Genomic DNA, 19,445 nt, shown 5'->3' on the forward strand with positions numbered 1-19,445 from the left:
CAAAAAAACATGCGAGGGTTCTCGCATGTTTCCATGAGCTTAAATGCTAATTCAGTCCTTAATCAAATCTGTATTTCTGCTTGATGGTGCAGGCAACAAAGACAAGTCCGAAAACGACCATGAGGATCAGATAGACTGGCAAAGTTGCGGCTGTCAGCGTTGCAATTTCCAAAAGGTGCTGCAGGACAAAGGCTGATAGATAGAAGCCAAAGACAGAAAAGATAATGAGCAGGCTGCGCCAGAGGTTGAGTGGCAGGCAGGCCCGGATGACGGACAGGAAGCTGATGCTGCCTAGCAAGTAGTAGGTCAGGGTGGACATTTCTATGTCACTCCAGCCATGGCTGCTGCCCCAGATGCGAACAAATAGCACGCTGAAGACAATCATGAGGGAGCTTGGCAGAGCTAGCTGCAGGGAGCGTTTGAGGAAGTGCTTTTCAACCGGCTTAATATTGCGCTCAAAGGTGAGGACAAAGGGTGGGAAACCTTCGACAAACTGGTCAATCAAGGTGATCTGAATCGGGATGAATGGGAAAATCAAGAGGTATTCAGGTTTTCCGAGCAGGATACTGGCGATACAGATAATAGCCAGGATAAAGGAATAGATCGTCTTGATGAAGAAAATCGGAGCAATCCGGCCGATATTGTTAACGACCCGGCGGCCTTCAAAAAGAATCTCAGGGACATCGTTAAAGTCAGAGTTAAGAAGGACCAAATTGGCAATTTGCCGAGTTGCGGGATCTCCCTCGGCCATGACGATGGAGCAGTCTGCTTCACGCAAGGCCAAAATATCATTAACACCATCTCCCGTCATGGCTGTTGTCCGACCAGCGGCCTTGAGAGTCTGGATGAGCAGCTTTTTCTGATGAGGAGAAACACGGCCGAAGATAGCTGTTTCTTCGGCCTGCTCAACCAGTTCTTGATCGCTGATTTTAGAGCAGTCGATGTAGCTGTCGTAGTTGGCAAATCCAGCCTGGCTCGCAATATGGGAAACAGTCACTGGATTGTCACCAGAGATGATTTTCAAATCAACATCCTGAGAGCGCAGGTAATCCAGTGTCTCAGCCGCTCCCTCACGAATAGGATCAGTGATTTCCAGAACAGCTAAAGCGGTCATATCTTCAGGCAGTTGGATACTGTGTTTGTCTAGCACTTGGTCGCTGTGAGCCAGCACCAAAACCCGCGATCCGCGTTTTTGAGCCTCTCCAACCGCTGCAGGATTGCTGTCCAGCAGCATTTCTGGAGCTCCCAAAAAGATAGTTCCGACACTGGATAAATGCATTGCGCCCCATTTTCGGTCACTAGAAAATGGAATAACATTATCGCTAGTATAGGCATGGTCCAGATGGCCGTAGCCCTTGCGGATAGCCTGGGCTGTTGGGTTATTATCCTCGCTAGTTTGGATGTAGGCTGCTAAGATTTGACCGACTGTCTCATCAGAAAACTTATCTGACAGACTATGCAAGGCTTCAACAGTCATCTTACCTTGAGTAATTGTACCGGTCTTGTCCAGGCAGAGAGTATCCACCCGAGCCAGAGTTTCGACTGAATACATTTCCTGAACAAGCACCTTGCGCATGCCGAGCTTGATGACAGCTGTCAGGAGTGACGTGACTGTTAGCAGGGCGATTCCCTTAGGCAGCATACCCAAAAGAGCTGTCGAGCTGGTAATGACAGAGTTTTTGATAGGCAGTCCCTTTATCATTAGGGCTTCAAAGAAGAGAGCCAGTCCAAAAGGAATGATGATTTTTCCAGTAAAACGGGAAATTTTCGCAAGATTGTATAGAATGCGCGAGTTGATAGGCTTGAGTGTTTTAGCCTCAGTCATGAGCTTGTTGGCATAGTTGTCTGCGCCGACATGGTGCACCTCAGCATAGATCTGCCCACTGGCCAGAAAGCTACCAGACAGCAGCTCAGCGCCTTCTTCCTTGAGAACTAAGTCACTCTCACCTGTCAGCATGGCTTCATTGGCCTCGGCAACACCCTCTACTACACGGGCATCACTGGGAATTTGCTCGCCGGCTGACAGCTTGATCAGGTCACCCAGTACAATTTCTTCTGGCTGAATCTTGATTTCCTGGCCGTCGCGGATGACTGTGACCAGTTCTCGGCTGACCAGATTGAGCTTGTCAATCATGTGCTTGGCTCGCAGCTCTGTAATAATACCAGTGACGGCGTTAAAGCTGATTACTGCGAAGAAGACCAGATTGCTCCAGGCTTGGACAGAGACCAAGGCTAGAGCAATAACAAAGTTAAGGGCATTAAAAAGGGTGAAAACATTCCGCTTAACGATTTGCCAGTTACTGGTGCTGGTGTCACTTGTAAAATCGTTGGTCAAGCCCTGCGAAATCTTTTCATCTACTTGGGTTTGGTTTAAACCGATTAATTCTTTCTTGTTCATGAGATTAATGATACCATTTTTTTATGGAAATGGCTATCAGAATCAGCTGTTACAGCCAAAGTTTGGAAAAATATTGCAGACTATAAGGGTATAGGGTATAATGAGAAAGGATGTAATAAATTTCAAGTATAATTTTGGTTTGAAATAAGGAGAGTTTATGTTTTATACTTATTTGCGAGGTTTAGTGATTTTTATCCTGTGGACCTTAAACGGCAATGCACATTACCACAATAAAGAAAAGATTCCTTCAAAAGATGAAAATTATATCTTGGTTGCCCCTCACCGGACATGGTGGGATCCAGTTTACATGGCTTTTGCGACCAAGCCCAAGCAGTTCATTTTCATGGCCAAGAAACAGCTTTTTGAAAATCGGGTGTTCGGCTGGTGGATTCGCATGTGTGGTGCCTTTCCTATCGACCGAGAAAATCCTGGCCCGTCAGCTATCAAATACCCTGTCAATATGCTGAAAAAGAGCAATCGTTCCCTGATTATGTTCCCAAGCGGCAGCCGCCATTCTACGGATGTCAAGGGAGGAGTGGCAGTGATTGCTAAGATGGCTAAAGTCCGTATCATGCCAGTGGTCTATGCTGGTCCTATGAGCCTCAAAGGCTTGGCAGCTGGGGAGCGCGTGGACATGAATTTTGGTAATCCCATTGATATTTCAGACATTAAGAAGATGAATGATGAGGGAGTTGAGGAAGTGGCCCGCCGTGTTCATGCGGAGTTTGACCGTTTGGATGCTGAAGTAGCACCTTACCAGACACAAAAGAAAGGCAATATCTTCTTACGGATTTTACGTGCCTTTGTCTTTATTCCTGCTATTTTGATTGGAATTTTGACCATCATTTTCAGCTTTTTTGCTAGCTTTGTCTGGGATCCAGATAAGCATAGAAAATAAGATACTAATCAGCTTCCTGAGCAATCTTGCTTGGGAGCTGATTTTTGTATGTGAGTGAGTTATAATGTAGGTATGTTTTATAAGGAGGATGCTATGTCTCTTGCTTTTTTATCTTTTGTAACCTTATCACTGTTTATGCTGCATGAGTTTGATGAGATTATCCTGGTTCGGCCTTGGATTTCTCAGAATCAAGACCATCAAGGCTATCAAAAGGAGATGTTCATTGCCAGAAGAGGAAGTTATCTTTCTGCTGAAAGCATTGCTCTGATGATTGCGGAGGAGTTTCTACTGGCTTTTATCCTTTTGTTACTTGCCATTCTATTTCGCATTCCCGAGCTGGCTTTGGCTATTGGCTTCTGTCATACCCTCCATCTGCTGGGCCATATCATGCAAGTGTTTCGCTTTCGTCGCTGGGTACCGGGCTGCTTCACAGCTTTGACGACTTTTCCTATACTTATCTTAGTCTTCATCCTTTATCTATGTCAGCAGTCAGTTTCTTGGCCGCTGCTTCTGATTCTAAGCGTGCTTGTGATGGCTTTTCTTTTGGCAAATCTGGCCTTTTTACATAGCAGAGCTCAAAAGATAGAAGCTTGGATATACAGGATAAGCAAAGCAGACTGATATTGCAGCTCCTATTTTCATCAATGCCCCTCCTATCTATACGACTACTTGTAAAATAAAGATTTTAAAATATGACAAGCTGAAAATTCTTTCGGCTTGTTTTATTTTTTTGAATTTTTTACGAATAAAAAGACAAAGGAGAAAAATATGCTTGAAGAAATCATTGAAAAGCTGAAAGAATACAAGCTCTTTGTCGGTCTGGCAGTAGTTGGCGCTGTGCTAGGTAGTTTTTTCCTTATCAAAGGAAATCATCAACCGCAAAATCAAGTAACCGCCTTGAGCCAAGAGCTAACTTCCTCATCCAGCTCAGCTGATGAAGAAAGCGAAAGGATTGTTTCTAAGGCTAAGTCGGACGAAGAGGAGAGCGAGCAAGTCACTGTGGATATTAAAGGCGCAGTTAAGAATCCTGGTGTCTATGAGCTGAGAGCAGGAGCGAGAGTCCATGAAGCCATCCAAAAAGCTGGCGGATTGACAGCAGACGCCGAGGCTAAGTCCATTAATCAGGCACAAAAATTAACGGATGAAGCAGTAATCTATGTGGCAAAGATTGGTGAAGAAGGAGCTGATGTCACACAGACTGGCCAGCATCAAGCAGGAGCTTCTGATTCTGCTGGTTCCAGTGGTGGACAGTCGGACAAGGTCAATCTAAATACGGCGACAGAGGCTGAATTACAGACCATTTCAGGCATCGGACAGAAGCGAGCTTCTGACATCATAGCCTACCGCGAAAGCAACGGCCGCTTCAAGTCAGTAGATGATCTGAAAAAGGTGTCAGGGATTGGAGATAAGACCTTAGAAAAGCTGAAAGAATATGTCACAGTGGATTAAAAAGCTACCCCTCGCCCCTATCTATCTGGCTTTCATACTTGTATGGGCCTATTTTGCAGTCTATTCTGGCAGTTCCTTGGCTTATTTAGGGCTGGGTGTCCTTCTGCTTCGTCTCTTTTTCAGCTATCCCCTCAAAAAAAGTCTAGCTGCCTTGGCATTCCTGTCCCTTTTTGTCCTCTTTTTCTTGCTTCGTCGGGAAATGGCAGAGCAGGCCTTTAGGCAGGAACCTCCTTCAGCTAGCTCGGTTCAGGTCTTGCCGGATACGATCAAAGTCAATGGAGATTCCCTATCCTTTCGAGGGCGAACGGACGGTCGGCTTTATCAGGTCTTCTACAAGATCAAATCAGCCAGTGAAAAGAAAGCTTTTCAGCATTTGACAGATTTGGTCGTACTTGATATTGAAGGAGAGTTTGAACAGGCCCAGCAGCAACGAAATTTTTCGGGCTTTGACTATCAGGCTTATTTAAAGAGTCAGGGGATTTACCGTACCTTAAAAATCAATAAGATTCAGTCACTAAGACCAATTTCCAGCCTGAATCCACTGGATTCGCTGTCTATCTGGCGCAGAAAAGCGCTGGTCTATATTCGAAGTAATTTTCCTAGTCCAATGAGCCATTACATGACAGGACTCTTGTTTGGTGACTTAGATACGGAGTTTGCGGAAATGAGTGACCTGTATTCTAGCTTGGGTATCATCCATTTGTTTGCCTTGTCTGGTATGCAGGTAGGTTTCTTTTTGGATGATTTTCGCAGAATTCTTCTACGTTTGGGGATGAAGAGGGAGACAGTAAATGCTTTGCAGCTGCCTTTTTCATTTATCTATGCTGGACTGACAGGCTTTTCTGTTTCTGTCGTCAGAAGCTTAGTTCAGAATTTGTTGGCCCAGCAAGGACTGACCAGATTAGATAACTTTGCTCTGACACTGATGGTTCTCTTTATCATCATGCCCAATTTTCTTCTGACAGCAGGCGGTGTCTTGTCCTGCGCCTATGCCTTTTTGATTTCTATGATGGATTTTGAAAAGTTGCCGCCGATTCGGAAGCTTTTAGCAGAAAGTCTGACTATTTCATTGGGGATTTTGCCTATACTAATCTACTACTTTGCAGAATTTCAGCCTTGGTCCGTACTTCTGACTTTTCTATTTTCATTACTCTTTGACTTGCTGATGCTGCCAGGGTTAACCCTCATTTTTATTTTGTCACCACTTATAAAAATCTCTCAGGTCAATTTTTTCTTTGAGTTACTCGAAGGTGTGATTCATTGGGTAGCTGACTTTACTCCGCGCCCTTTGATTTTTGGGAAACCCAACCTCTGGTTACTGGCCGCTCTGCTTTTGGTTTTAGCTTTAATCTATGACTTTCGGAGAAAGAAAAGCTGGTTTTTGTCTTTTAGTTTGCTAGCTCTTCTCTTATTTTTCCTAACAAAGCATCCGCTGCAAAATGAGATTACAGTGGTGGATATTGGTCAGGGGGATAGCATTTTTCTCAGGGACTGGCAGGGCAGGACGGTTTTGATTGACGTAGGAGGACGAGTTGAGATAGGAAAAAAGGAGGCTTGGCAGGAGCGACAGACTTCATCCAATGCAGAAAAGACCTTAATTCCCTATCTCAAAAGTCGTGGCGTTGCTAGTCTGGATGTATTGGTCCTGACTCATACCGATACCGATCACATGGGAGATATGCTGGAGGTAGCTAAGCATTTTTCCATCAAGGAAATCTATGTTTCCAAAGGAAGTCTGACTCAGCCTGATTTTGTTCAAAAACTGGAGCAGATAGAAACTTCTGTCCATGTCGTAGAAGTGGGAGATGAGATTCCGGTATTTGACTCAGCTTTGCAGGTTCTCTATCCTATTGGAACAGGCGACGGTGGAAATGATGATTCAATTGTACTCTACGGAGAGTTCTTTCAGACAAAATTTTTGTTTACAGGTGATTTGGAAAGACAAGGAGAGACTGAACTGCTGCAGCGATTCCCTCAGCTGAAAGCAGATGTCTTAAAAGCAGGTCACCATGGCTCCAAAGGCTCTTCCAGTCCAGAGTTTTTAGAGCAAATTCAGCCGAAACTGGCCTTGATATCAGCCGGTCAGAATAATCGTTATCTACATCCGCATCAGGAAACTTTGCAAAGATTTGAGAAGTTTAATACAGCCATCTATCGAACTGACCAGCAGGGGGCCATTCGGTTTACTGGTTGGAATTCCTGGAGAATTGAAACGGTTCGCTGATATCTAGATTGAAGATGCCAACTGATACTTTTTTCTCATGTCCATTTAGCTTCAGTCAGGAAGTCATATTGATTTATTTATGCATTTGTGATAAGATAATGGGTATAAAAAATTATAGAGGAGAATTTTATGTTTGCTGCATATAAAAAATTCTGGACACACTATGCTGATTTTTCGGGTCGTTCAAGTCGGTCAGATTTTTGGTGGGCATTTTTGTGCAAAATAATTATCGTCGTACCATTGTTTATCATTATTTGGGTTTCTGCATTAGGAAGTTTTTTTTCATCAGCAGTTCAGGACGCAACTTATGGGTATGAACCGGATCCATCTGCAATCTTGGCTGGTGCAGGATTTGCTGTCATTTTTTGGTTTATCCTACTGATTTATAATTTAGCTACCTTTATTCCGGAGATGGCTATTATTGTTCGCCGCTTGCGTGACGCTGGTTATCATTGGGCTTTTCTTTTCCTGTATGTCGGTCCTCTTGTACTGTTATTTGTTCCGGTTCTAAATATTATTGCAGGAATAGTAGTTCTTCCATGTTTTATTGCTTTGATTGTTTTGCTTTGTCAAGGCTCTAAGCCTGAAATGGTTGGAAATTCATATGGTCAGCAATATGGCCAGCAAAACTTCCAAGGTCAACAGTTTGGTCAACAGCCATACAATCAAGGTTTAAACTATGAAAAACAACCACAACAAGGTGGTTTCCAAGGACAACAATTTGGTCAGCAATCACAACAAGGCGGTTTCCAAGGACAACAGTTTGGTCAGTCACAACAACCTGTTCAAAATCAACAGTTTGGCCAACAGCCACAGCAAGGCGGTTTCCAAGGACAACAATTTGGTCAACAACCACAGCAACCTGTCCAAAACCAACCATTTGGTCAACAACCACAGCAACCTGTTCAAAATCAACCATTTGGCCAACAACCACAACAAGGTGATTTCCAAGGCCAACAGTTTGGTCAACAACCACAGCAACCTGTCCAAAGCCAACCATTTAGCCAACAGCCACAGCAAGGTGGTTTCCAAGGCCAACAGTTTGGTCAACAACCACAACAATCTGTTTCTGAACAAAGCCAGGCAGTGGAGCAAGCAGAACCAGTTCAAAATCCATTTACTGCTGAAACACCTGAGCAGTCAACACCTCAGGATTTTGGAACTCAGGCACCTGTTGAGGATAATCCTTTTGTTTCACCAATTCAAGAGGAGCAAGCTTCTACACCAGCTGAAAACAGTGTAGAGGATGCAACTGAAAACCAAGAATAAACAAAGAAGAGTTGGAATTTTTCCAGCTCTTTTTGCTCTGTCGTTCGCAGAAAAGTTTTAACAGAACTGGACATGGATAGTTTTTTAGAACAAAGAAAAATGAAGCCGCTAACAGTTTCTATTTGTATAGCGGATCTATTCAAAAATTAGATTTTGTTTGCAAAGAAAATAACAGACTTTCCGACTCTTTTTTGTTACAATCAATACATGAAAAAAATTGACAAGAAATATAAAGTAGGGGAGACTTTCGGTGTTAGCTATTGAGGAAATTAAAAAAATCACGCCAAGCAACCTTCCTGCTTTGACCATTTTTGCTGGAGATGACTTGGGTCAATTTGAGTTGTTGAAGGAGCAGTTTCTCCGCCAGATTCAGTTTCAACCGGGCGATTTGAACACTGCTATTTTTGATATGAAAGAAGCAAACTACCAGGATGTGGAGTTGGACTTGGTCAGTCTGCCTTTTTTTGCGGATGAAAAAATCGTAATTTTGGACCATTTTGCTGATTTGACAACAGCTAAGAAGCGCTATCTGACTGATGAAGAACTCAAATCTTTTGAAAATTATCTGGAAAATCCAGCGGATACAACTCGTCTGGTTATCTTCGCAGAAGGTAAGTTGGATAGCAAGCGCCGTCTGGTCAAACTGCTGAAACGGGACGGGAAAATTTTTGAGGCTGCAGAACTCAAGGAAGCAGATCTGCGGGCTTATTTCAGCAAGGAAGCGCAGGCAGAAGGATTACAATTTGCTCCGGCAGCTTTCGATCAGTTGCTGCTGAAATCAGGTTTTCAGTTCAGTGAAATCAGTAAAAATTTAGCCTTTCTGAAAGGATATAAAGAGTCTGGTCAGATTGGTTTAGAAGATATTGCCGAGGCCATTCCCAAGACTCTTCAGGACAATATTTTTGACCTGACCCAGCTGATTTTGCGACAGAAGATTGATGAAGCTAGAAGCTTGGTGCGAGATTTGACTCTTCAAGGTGAGGATGAAATCAAGCTTATTGCTATTATGCTGGGGCAGTTTCGTATCTTTACTCAGGTCAAGATTTTAGCAGAAAATGGCAGAGCTGAGAGTCAGATTGTGTCTGATTTGTCCGACTATCTAGGCCGCAAGGTCAATCCTTATCAAGTCAAGTTTGCTTTAAAGGATGCTCGCTCACTGAGTTTATCCTTTCTTAAAAAGACCATGGCCTGTCTGATTGAAACAGATTACCAGATTAAGTCAGGGCTGTATGATAAAGATTACTTGTTTGATTTGGCTCTGCTCAAGATTGCGACGGGTGACTTACAAGCAAAATAGTTGAAAAATTCTAATGATTGCGTTATCATTTTTATAATCATATAGAAAAAGAGGTCTATCAAATGGCAATTATCTTACCTGATCTTCCTTACGCTTACGATGCGTTAGAGCCTTACATTGATGAAGAAACAATGCACTTGCATCATGACAAGCACCACAATACCTATGTAACGAATGTTAATGCTGCGCTTGAAAAGCATCCTGAAATCGGTGAAGACTTGGAAAAATTATTGGCTGATGTGGAGTCTATCCCAGCTGATATCCGTCAGGCAGTCATCAACAACGGTGGTGGTCATCTTAACCACGCTCTTTTCTGGGAATTGATGACACCAGCAGAAACATCACCATCTGCAGAGTTGGCAGCGGATATCGAAGCTACTTTTGGATCATTTGAAGACTTTAAAGCAGCTTTCACTGCAGCGGCTACAACTCGTTTTGGTTCTGGCTGGGCTTGGTTGGTTGTCAACAAAGAAGGCAAGTTGGAAGTAACTTCAACAGCAAATCAGGATACTCCTATTTCAGAAGGTAAAACTCCAATCTTGGGACTGGATGTTTGGGAACATGCTTACTATGTGAAATACCGCAATCTTCGTCCGAACTACATCCAAGCTTTCTTCTCAGTTATTAACTGGAAAAAGGTTGACGAACTTTACGCGGCTGCTAAATAAACAGGCAGTTTCAATAGATAAAAAGGCGAATCGATTAATGATTTGCCTTTTTTGATGCTTAAAATGCCTTTTTTCTGGGTTTCACTTGTTATTTTCCTCATAATTTTTTATAATACAAATGCTAGGAGAAATGTTTTGAGTAAAAAAATTGTAACGATTATCGTAGCTGTCCTTTCTTGTCTTTGTCTGCTGGGCTTCATCTTCCTGTTTATAACCCAACGAAATAAGGCCATTGAAAAGAAAGCACAAGAGGCTGCCCAACTTGCAAAGTCTGGCGAGCAAGAACAGGAGGAGGAGAAAGTCAAGCCTGATTCCAAACCAGTTGAAGAAAAGCCAAAGCCTGTTGAAAAAAGTCCAGAGGAGAAGCAGAAGGTCATGGAGGCGGACGGCCCTACTATGGATGCTTTAGGACTTCGATTTGACTATGCAAATTTGGATTTGACTCAGGTCATTCAGGCTTATATGACTGAAATGGGAATTGAACCCTCCCAGGTTGCATTTTCATATAAGGATTTGACGACTGGCAAGACCTTTGCAATGAATGATACCCAGCCTATGACTGCGGGATCGACCTACAAGCTCCCTCTCAATATGCTGGTAGTAGATGAGGTTGCTGCCGGCAAACTTTCTATGGACGAGCGGTTTGATATTACCAATACAAACTATGAATATAGGGGCGAGCATGATAACTATGTTGGTGCTTTCAACGGTGCTATGAGAATATCAGACATGCAGGAATATTCCTTGGTTTATTCTGAAAATACTCCAGCCTACGCTTTAGCAGAGCGTCTAGGCGGCATGGAAAAGGCCTATGATATGTTTAGTCGCTACGGTCAGTCCAAGGCTGATATTAAGACGATCAGCCGTGAGAATAATAAGACCACGACGGACTACTATATTCAGGTCCTTGAGTATTTGTCTAAAAATCAGGAAAAGTACAAGGATATCCTTTATTATATAGGCGAATCCTTCCCAGGTGAATACTATAAGCGCTATCTGCGTGACATTACCATCTATCAAAAGCCTGGATATGTTCGTGAGGCGCTCAATGTGGATGCATTAGTTATGGAAGAGAAGCCCTATATTATAGCTCTCTATACGGCTTATTTAGGTGGTAGCACCGAGGCCAGTGATGAGATCAGTGGTGTCGGAATTGAGCAAGTTGGTCAGTTAGCCTACGTCATCAATGAATGGCATCGGGTTAATATGAACTAAGAGCAATCTAGTCTAGACAGGCTAGATTTTTTGATAGCTATTTAGAAAAAAACCAAAATACCTCTTGCTTTTTTGAAAGAGAAGTGTTACAATCTATTTAGAAGATGTTCTAATTACTTCATTCTGCTCTGTTTAATTAGTCACTGAGCAATTTTTTATAAAAGCTATTTAGAAAAAATTCTAAATTTCTCTACTCAAAAAGGAGGAAAAATGAAGAAAGCAAGAAACTCAATCCTACTAACCGTAGTAGGTCTAGTGACGGGTCTATCTATTTGGCTGGCTGTTTTTTCCTGGGTGCTCTATAAAAATAAGGACGACCTGCAAAAAATATCCAATCAAAAACATTTTTAAATACAAAATAGGCAATCTAGTTTTTCTAGACTAGATTTTTTAATCCAGAGTATTTAGAAACAAATCGAAATACCTAAGAAGGATTAGATTGCTTCGTTTCGTACTCTTTATTTAGAAAATTTTCTAAATAGATAGATAAAGGAGAAAAGATGAAAAGAGGATTACTTTTATTGCTTATAGGCTTGCTCACGGTTTTATCCGTCTGCTGGGCAATCCCGTCTTGGATCGTTTTCAAAAATAGACGAAAATTGGAAGGAAAAATTAAATGTTGAAAGAAATTTTACGGAAATACCGCGCTTCTTATCTGGGTGCGACTATCTTTAGCATTGGAGCAACGATTTTTATCACTTTGTTTTCTTTGCAGCTGGGAGTTGTTGTGGACAGTGCGCAGAAGGCTCATTCTAACTTGCTTGGACAATTCTTTATCTGCCTTTTTTGCACTTGTGCTTGGTCTCTTTGCAGCTTGCTGGCTATTTGGTTCAAGAACAATCATAATAAGCAAGTCTTGGAAGAAGTCAAAACGAGGCTTTTCCATTCTTTTTATGACAAGAATTTGCATGACAAGGCTTCCGAGCAGGAAAATAGCTATCTCAACACAACGACCAAGAATATGGATATTTACCAAGAGAATTACTTGACCCCGCGCTGTGATATTGTGGCTGCCTTTTCTTCAGTTTTTATCAGTACACTGGCTATTTTTTGGATTGAATGGCGCATGGCTCTGGGCTTTATTCTCATTTCTTTTTTGACCATGGCTGCGTCACAAATTCCAGGGATATTGATGCGCAAGGCGACAGCGAATTTCACTCAGAAAAGCAATTACTTTTTGAAGCAAGTCACCAATTTTTTGGAAGGCTTTGAGCAAATCAAACTTTTGCAAATCCAAAAAAGGGTGGTTGAGCACCTGTCTAGCAGCAACAGCGACTTTGAGCAAGCCAGAAAAAGCTATAATGCGGCTAAGGAGGGCGCTGTGACTCTGATGATGTTCTTTAGCTTTCTGTCTCAGATATTTTGTATGTCTCTGGGGATTTGGTTTGTCAGCCAAGGGTCTCTGACCATTGGGGCTTTGATTGCCAGTGTTCAGCTTTTGAACTTTGTCTTCACTCCTTTGCAGCTTTTTATCAATAACAAAAATCTCATGAGCACGGTCAAGGATATTAAGAATGATTTTGATGCTAAGTTGGCTAAGAAAGAAGCGGAGCCCGCTCAAAATCTGACCGAAACGATTGATCGGATTGATTTTGAACATCTCGGTCTGGAGTTGGGCGACAAGGCTCTCTTTCAGGATTTTTCTTATCAGTTTGCCAAGGACAAGCACTATGCTATTATCGGCGAGTCTGGTCGGGGCAAGTCGACCTTGATGAAGCTCTTGCTCAATTATTTTGATAGCAAGGACTACGCTGGTCAAATCATGGTCAATGGTCAAGCGGTCAGCCAGCTAGCAAGCGACAGTCTCTATCAGAAAATCGCCTTTATCCAAAAGAATGACTTTTTTATCGAGGGAAGTGTGGCGGACAATATCGCGCTATACAGAGATATAAATGCACCTGACCAAACTTTCTTGTACCAAAGTCTGCATTTTAATGAGGCTTTCTTGAGCAAGAAGCTGGATTTGGAGCGGCAGGAAGTTTCCTATGGTGAAAAGCAGCGGATTGATTTGGCGCGTTTCTTGGTTAAGGATTATGATGTGCTGATTTTTGATGAGCCGACCAGTAATCTTGACCCGAGCTTGGCGGCGGAAGTCATGGACTATATCTTGTCCATCAAGGACCGCATTGTTATCGTTATTACTCATAATCAAGGCAGGGCACTCTTAGACCGCTTTGATGACTGTCTGGAATTATAAAAGGAGGAAAGAAAATGAAATTAAAATGGAAAGAATTAGTGGCAAGCCTAATCGTTATTTGGCTACCGCTTATCTACGCTTTGTCAATCTATGCAGACCTATCTCAGCTAATCAGAGGGCATTTGCCCTATAGCGGTCTAGGCATGCCCAAGCAAGTCTTTATCTGGTTTCTGCCAGTTCTCTTGAGTGTAATTCAACTGATTGTTTGCTACACGACGACTATTAAAGAGATTATCGACAAGCAATTTGTCCATTTCCTTTACTGGCTGGTTCCCTTTATCAATGCCGTAGTTTATATCAGCGTTCTTCTTTATGGGCTCAATCCGGCTTTTCCGGTATTTAAGGTCAATGGGATTATGTCTGCAATCATCCTTAATGCTGTCAGCTACTTCCTCACGAGAAAAATAGTGGCAGACCAAGAGCCGGCTCCACGCGTTTTAGCTTATATCTTCGGAGGAGTTGGCTCAATCCTGTTTCTGGTCAGCCTCTTCCTCTTTTAAAATAGCAATCTGATAGGAAAGGAGAAAATCATGTTTCATATTTTTACTTTTGTTAAAATGCTTTTATTCTTTATCTTTGGCTGGATCTGGCTCCTTCTCGGTCTACTCAGTTTACTCTTTCTTTTTCCTTTTTAAGTGAAGGAAATATAGAAAATAATGATTGGAGATCATCATGAAATCATCATTTTTGAAAAGCACTGTGGCGCTGGTAACGTGTGGCTTGCTAGCTTTTGGAGCAGCCCACGCTTACGCCGACCAGCAAAAATTGCCGTCAGGCACGTCTTACGACCAAATCGGTCAGAAGATTGAAAATTACTACCAAGAACACGAAAAAACCAGCGCAGGACTGGCAACAACGGTCTTTGACAAAGACGGCAATACTCTCTATCAAAAGAACTTCGGCTATACGGACAAGGAAAAGAAGCTAGCGGTGGATGACAAGTCGGTCTTCGAGTGGGGTTCAACCACCAAAATCACCGTCTGGGTCAGCGTCATGCAGCTTTGGGAGGAGGGCAAGATTGACCTGAAAACGGACATCAGGGAGTATCTGCCCCAAAATCTCCTAAAAAATCTCAAATACGACAAGCCCATTACCATGCTGGACCTCATGAACCACCAAGCGGGCTTTGAAGATTACCCTTTGTATATAGGCTCCGACAAGGATTTAGGAGCATTGATGAAAAAAACTCCGTCTCAGATTTATGAGCCGGGGACGGTGACATCCTATTCAAACTATGGAACAGCGCTGGCGGGCTATATCGTGGAGCGCATTAGCAGGCAATCCTTTGCCGACTATGTCCACGAGCATATTTTCCAGCCCTTGGGTATGAAACACACCGCACTCAAACCTGATTTATCAGATAATGTATTTGTACAAAAACAGCGGGAGAAGGAGAAAACTTATGATACAAATGGAGACTTACTAAAAGGCGACCAACCCTTTGTTCTTGGAGAATATCCAGCGGGGCGGGCAACAGGAACATTTGCCGACATCAAGAAATTTGCCCAAGCCCTCCTGCAAAAGGAGAAGCTCTTTAAAAGGGCAGAGACTTGGGAGAATTTTTACAGCGCTAGCCATACTTATCCGGGTACAGATATTCCCGTCAATGCTCACGGACTTTGGGTGACGGAGTTTGAAAACACCAGAACTTTTGGGCACGGGGGAAACTCACCAGGCTTTACGACCAGCCTCTTGCTTGATTTGAAGTCAGGGATTGGCTCAGTCGTTACAGTCAATCAAAGAAATGAGTTTCATTTCGCTCTTAGCATGCCTGACCTCATTTACGGTAAGAAAAAAGAAGCCTCAAAGGCAGCTCAAAAGGACTTTCAAGCTGGTTTTTACCGCGAAGCGCGTATTTATAGTGGAGGTCCCCTATCTATATTTAGGGTTTTCAAATCGACTAGCTATCTAACTAACCCTTCTGAAAATGCGCCTATCAAAGACTATTTTGGTTTTTGGACGGCAGGAGAAAGAGGAGGGCACTATATTCTGAACCTGCCTATTTCAGATAGGACAAAGCTGCCCTTGTTGGATGTTATCAAAGATTATGGTAGTTTATTACTCGCTGGGCTTGCCGCACTGTATGTCGCCCTTTGCTATCTCAGCGGTATTTTGGCAAAATTGTATCGTTTGCTCACTAGGAAAAACAAGGGAACAGGTTCGGTTGTCTGGTCTAGTTGGCATTATCTGACTGGCTTCCTTATTCTTTGGGCTTTTCGTAATTTGTTCTCATTTTTCTCAATTATTCTCGCGAAAAATTCTTTCGATCTCGCTGGTTTGACGGGGCATTTCCAACTGTTTGCCTTGCTTGCTGTGGTCTTGCTGATTAGTGCTTTTCTTCCCTATCTGCCCTTCTTCAAAGCGAGGTTGAAGCAAGGGAATAAGTACCTCACGCTAGCAACTAGCTCCGCCGCTTTTATCATCGCTTTTAATATTTTCTATTGGTCGCTATACCAATGGTGGACTTTATAATTTTACAAATGACAGAAAGGAGCATTTTATATGTAAAACACAATTTCAACTTCAACCATTAAAAGGTTTCTAGTATGGGCGTTTGGGCTCGCTTGGCCAGGTATGCTAGTCATAGCTTACTTTTATGCGATCAATCAGAAACTTGTCGGTAACATTTTATCCGCAAGTGTGGTAATGTTCGCCCCTATGGTGGCTGCTTTTTTGGCTAAAGCTCCTGTAAAGTCTATCGGCTGGAAATTGAAGATCGCCAGTAAATGGCGCGATTACCTAGCCTGCTGGTTAGCCATTTGTAGCATTGTACTTGGCGGCGCACTTGTCTATTTTGCTGTCTTTCCGCAGCATTTGGCTTTTGCCCTGAACCCACAAGTCGCCCTTCAAATTTTAATGATTCTTACGGTCTTAACTCTAGCCATCAGTCTTTCTGGCTTGGGCGAGGAAGTTGGCTGGCGGGGTATTCTCTATCCTTATTTGAAAGAGCGCTACGGACGGACTAAGGGACGCATCATTGGTGGTCTCATCTGGGCTATTTGGCATTTTCCTGTCAATATGATTGGAGCAGGGACGCTGGGTGAGCGTTTCTTAAATTTAATTCCCTATTATATCATGGCTATTTCTTTTGGGATTATCCTTGATATTTACTATGTACGTAGCAAAACCATTTGGCTGCCAGCCTTTGGACATGGGGTCATTGATGCCGTTGCCATGATAACTACCGTTTTCACTGTTAGTGGGGTAGAAACGTTTAAATTCCTTGGTCCTAGTCCAACTGGACTTTTTGGCGCTCTCATTGCTCTTGTCATTGCCGTTTGGCTGACCAAGCGCGAAGAGAGAGAAAGTCAGCAGGGGATTTCTTAATCTTTTTTAGGTGATTTTTCTACCACTTACTAGCGCAATCTAACCACTTACCAAAAAGAGCTTGGTTTGGCGTACTTCTTTTGTTAGGATAAGGGTGTAGGGGAAAATACACCTTAAGGAGGTCACACATGACACATACTTATCAAAAGACAGCCCATCGCTCTAGTCTGGAAATCTTGCAAGAAGAAGCAGGAGTAAAAAATTGGTGGCTGAGCCTGCCACTGGCTTTTCTTGCGATTGCTGCGGGAAGCCTCATCAGCGGAGCTTTGTCCCAATGGCTCTTGCTGCCGAGCATGACGGACGCCAATCGCTTACTGATAGGCATCGTTTCTTTATCCGTCTTTTTAGGTAGCAGTTTACTCATCATTCTCTTCGTCGCTAAATTTTGGGAGCGGCGCAGCCTTGCCAGTTTTGGACTTTGGAAGGAAAAATTAGGGTTCAATCTGCTGCTTGGTACAGCACTGGGTTTCTTCTTAGTCCTTCTGGCTGTGGGCTTCAATCTGCTCGGCGGACAGCTCCACATTCAAGTCGAAAAGCAGTTCAATCTAGGAATTTGGCTCTTTTTCCTGGTCAATTTCTTCTTTCAGGCGCTGGCTGAAGAGATGATTTACCGCGGCTTTGTCATGAACAAACTCCGCACCAAGCTGGACTTGCTACCGGCTGTCCTGCTCAACTCCCTGCTCTTTGCGGTTATCCACATTTTTAAAGGTGGAACGCCCGTCCTTTATATCCTCAATGTCTTTCTGACCGGGATTTTCCTTTCCCTCCTTTTTGCACTGACGGACAATCTCTGGCTGGTCATAGCGCTGCATGCGGCTAATAACATGATTTATCTAGGTGTCTTTGGAGTGATTGGGACGGGCAACAATCTCCAGCACGGTAGTTTCTTACAGACGACTTTGACCAGTCAAGCCAACAGTTTCTTAGCAGGAACGCCAAGCGAACCTCTATCAGGCGGGCTGATAGCAGTCATTGTTATGGCGCTGGCTGCTCTTCTCACCGCCTATCTAGCCAAGAAAAAGCAAGTGTTTAGCTAAGCCCTCCTTGTCTTTTATCCTCAAAAACAGTATAATGGAGAAAAGAATTTGAAAGTTCTCTAAATAGTTTTAGGAGGATTGCTGGCAGAAAATCTTGTCCGTTTGAGTAGCGCCTTGCTTACATTTGTAGGAGCCATGACTTATCTAGAGCTAGTTGCTTTGTTTGTCCTTAGCTAGAAATCAATTTTAAGAGGTATCAAAATTGGGAATTAGTGAAACCATGAAAGCCCTAGCTGATCCAGTTCGGCGGGAAATATTAGAAATATTAAAAAAAGGTCCTAAGTCGGCTGGTGAAATCGCTCAAGTCTTCGATTTGACGGGAGCGACGGTATCCTACCATTTGTCCCAGTTGAAAAAAGCGGGGCTCATCTATGAAGAACGGCAGAAAAATTACATTTACTACCATTTAGATGCCACGGTTTTTGAGGAAATTTTGGTCTGGATTGCCGCGCTAGGAGGGAAAAATAATGAAAACGAAACTGAGAAATAACCTTAGGGAATTGCTGCTGACTTTCTTGGTTATTTGGCTGCCACTTGCTTATGCCTTATGGATTTATCCTAGTTTGCCAGAGAATATTAGGATCAATTTCGTGTCGCTGATTAGCCCGACATTTGAGTATGCACCCAAATTTCTCTTTATCTGGGGTCTGCCAATCTTTATGACTTTGATACAGCTGATTGTTTATGGGGCAACGGCTTACCGAGAAATCACCAAGCCCGCTTTTGCCCGCTTCGTCCTTTGGATTGTTCCTTTGACCCATATTGCTGTCTATCTTTCCATTCTGTTCTATGCTCTTGATTCCCACTTCAACATTAATAAAATTGCAGCGATTTTTTCGGGGGTAATGTTTCTAATTTCTGGAAATTATATGCCTAAGAAAATGGTGGTGGAAGAAAAACCAGCGCCGCGTTGGCTAGCCTACCTCTTTATCCTGGTCGGATTGACAGCCGTACTAGTGGGACTCTTTCTTTTGTAAATTAAGTGAAAACAAAGTGCACAGATTGTGCGCTTTTGTTTAGTCTCATTCTGACTCTTTGTCAACTGTAGTGGGTTGATGAGAAGTTATAATCTGGAGGAGGCTGAGACAAAAGTTCTTCAGTCTCGCTTTGTTTTGGTAAAAAACTCTTGACGCGGTAGCTGATTGGACTTTTTGTTCGTCTTTTAGACTCCAAAAAGCTCCTAATCATCCTCGCGGGGCTGGGACAACGAACTAAATTTTTAAAAATTTAGTTCTGTCCCACCGCCCTCCTTTTTGATATTCAAAGCGATGATTTCTTTATGAGTTCCAGCATCTAGAACATCCAAGATTATGATGTTAGGGTCTTTTATTCCCAGTAAGTTTGTGATAAAATTGAACTGTTCCATAAGAGTCTTTCTAATGATGGTTTTGTCGCTTTTCATTATAGGTCTTAAGGGACTTTTTTTCTACAACAAATAGGCTCCATCATTCCTACAGTGGTTTTAC

General features: G+C 42.9%; 18 protein-coding genes. 16 read left to right on the forward strand and 2 right to left on the reverse strand.

All coding sequences use genetic code 11. The features are described from left to right. Positions 1–58: 58 nt before the first annotated feature. Complete coding sequence (locus tag K4I03_RS07985; RefSeq protein WP_227964528.1) at positions 59–2,398, reverse strand: cation-translocating P-type ATPase; 2,340 nt, start codon at positions 2,396–2,398, stop codon at positions 59–61. 157 nt (positions 2,399–2,555) lie between these two features. On the opposite strand from K4I03_RS07985, the gene K4I03_RS07990 reads away from it, so the two are divergent. The 16 genes from K4I03_RS07990 (at position 2,556) to K4I03_RS08065 (ending at position 18,956) form a co-directional block, all read left to right on the forward strand. Further along, complete coding sequence (locus tag K4I03_RS07990) at positions 2,556–3,296, forward strand: lysophospholipid acyltransferase family protein (protein ID WP_002900842.1); 741 nt, start codon at positions 2,556–2,558, stop codon at positions 3,294–3,296. Positions 3,297–3,368: 72 nt separating this feature from the next. Beyond that, the gene (locus K4I03_RS07995; RefSeq protein ID WP_227964529.1) at positions 3,369–3,917 is read left to right on the forward strand and encodes an HXXEE domain-containing protein; all 549 of its coding nucleotides are present in this window, start codon (positions 3,369–3,371) and stop codon (positions 3,915–3,917) included. A 147-nt stretch (positions 3,918–4,064) separates the two neighbouring features. Beyond that, complete coding sequence (locus K4I03_RS08000) at positions 4,065–4,745, forward strand: helix-hairpin-helix domain-containing protein (protein ID WP_227964531.1); 681 nt, start codon at positions 4,065–4,067, stop codon at positions 4,743–4,745. After that, the gene (locus tag K4I03_RS08005) at positions 4,729–6,969 is read left to right on the forward strand and encodes a DNA internalization-related competence protein ComEC/Rec2 (RefSeq protein ID WP_227964533.1); all 2,241 of its coding nucleotides are present in this window, start codon (positions 4,729–4,731) and stop codon (positions 6,967–6,969) included. The genes K4I03_RS08000 and K4I03_RS08005 overlap by 17 nt, the downstream gene beginning before the upstream one ends. Before the next feature lie 129 nt (positions 6,970–7,098). Further along, complete coding sequence (locus tag K4I03_RS08010) at positions 7,099–8,238, forward strand: DUF805 domain-containing protein (RefSeq protein WP_149566237.1); 1,140 nt, start codon at positions 7,099–7,101, stop codon at positions 8,236–8,238. 250 nt (positions 8,239–8,488) lie between these two features. Next, positions 8,489–9,535: a DNA polymerase III subunit delta gene (gene holA, locus K4I03_RS08015; protein ID WP_149566238.1), complete on the forward strand. Its 1,047-nt coding sequence runs from the start codon at positions 8,489–8,491 to the stop codon at positions 9,533–9,535. 62 nt (positions 9,536–9,597) lie between these two features. After that, positions 9,598–10,203 (forward strand): superoxide dismutase SodA, encoded by a 606-nt coding sequence (gene sodA / locus K4I03_RS08020; RefSeq protein ID WP_002896081.1) that lies wholly within the window; start codon positions 9,598–9,600, stop codon positions 10,201–10,203. Between the two features lie 135 nt (positions 10,204–10,338). After that, entirely contained in the window at positions 10,339–11,418 is a 1,080-nt protein-coding gene (locus K4I03_RS08025) for a serine hydrolase (protein WP_312022685.1), read from the forward strand. Positions 11,419–11,628: 210 nt separating this feature from the next. After that, positions 11,629–11,769, forward strand: a complete 141-nt coding sequence (locus K4I03_RS08030) for a hypothetical protein (RefSeq protein ID WP_002897970.1) — start codon at positions 11,629–11,631, stop codon at positions 11,767–11,769. Between the two features lie 265 nt (positions 11,770–12,034). Then, positions 12,035–13,615: an ATP-binding cassette domain-containing protein gene (locus tag K4I03_RS08035; protein WP_227964536.1), complete on the forward strand. Its 1,581-nt coding sequence runs from the start codon at positions 12,035–12,037 to the stop codon at positions 13,613–13,615. Positions 13,616–13,629: 14 nt separating this feature from the next. Next, on the forward strand, positions 13,630–14,115 hold the full coding sequence (locus K4I03_RS08040) for a hypothetical protein (RefSeq protein WP_002904097.1): 486 nt from the start codon (positions 13,630–13,632) through the stop codon (positions 14,113–14,115). A gap of 172 nt (positions 14,116–14,287) precedes the next feature. After that, entirely contained in the window at positions 14,288–16,087 is a 1,800-nt protein-coding gene (locus K4I03_RS08045) for a serine hydrolase domain-containing protein (protein WP_227964539.1), read from the forward strand. 42 nt (positions 16,088–16,129) lie between these two features. Continuing rightward, a complete protein-coding gene (locus K4I03_RS08050; protein WP_321573171.1) occupies positions 16,130–16,942 on the forward strand; it encodes a CPBP family intramembrane glutamic endopeptidase in 813 nt (270 codons plus the stop codon). Positions 16,943–17,070: 128 nt separating this feature from the next. Continuing rightward, positions 17,071–17,979, forward strand: a complete 909-nt coding sequence (locus K4I03_RS08055) for a CPBP family intramembrane glutamic endopeptidase (RefSeq protein ID WP_227964545.1) — start codon at positions 17,071–17,073, stop codon at positions 17,977–17,979. 202 nt (positions 17,980–18,181) lie between these two features. Further along, the gene (locus tag K4I03_RS08060; protein WP_002897962.1) at positions 18,182–18,469 is read left to right on the forward strand and encodes an autorepressor SdpR family transcription factor; all 288 of its coding nucleotides are present in this window, start codon (positions 18,182–18,184) and stop codon (positions 18,467–18,469) included. Continuing rightward, positions 18,447–18,956, forward strand: a complete 510-nt coding sequence (locus tag K4I03_RS08065; RefSeq protein ID WP_002915640.1) for an SdpI family protein — start codon at positions 18,447–18,449, stop codon at positions 18,954–18,956. The genes K4I03_RS08060 and K4I03_RS08065 overlap by 23 nt, the downstream gene beginning before the upstream one ends. A 242-nt stretch (positions 18,957–19,198) precedes the next feature. Here the strand turns inward: K4I03_RS08065 and K4I03_RS08070 are convergent, their stop codons facing one another. Next, complete coding sequence (locus K4I03_RS08070; RefSeq protein WP_227964832.1) at positions 19,199–19,345, reverse strand: hypothetical protein; 147 nt, start codon at positions 19,343–19,345, stop codon at positions 19,199–19,201. Positions 19,346–19,445 lie beyond the last annotated feature (100 nt).

Source organism: Streptococcus sanguinis (assembly GCF_020729725.1).
In the GTDB taxonomy this organism is placed as follows: domain Bacteria; phylum Bacillota; class Bacilli; order Lactobacillales; family Streptococcaceae; genus Streptococcus; species Streptococcus sanguinis_V.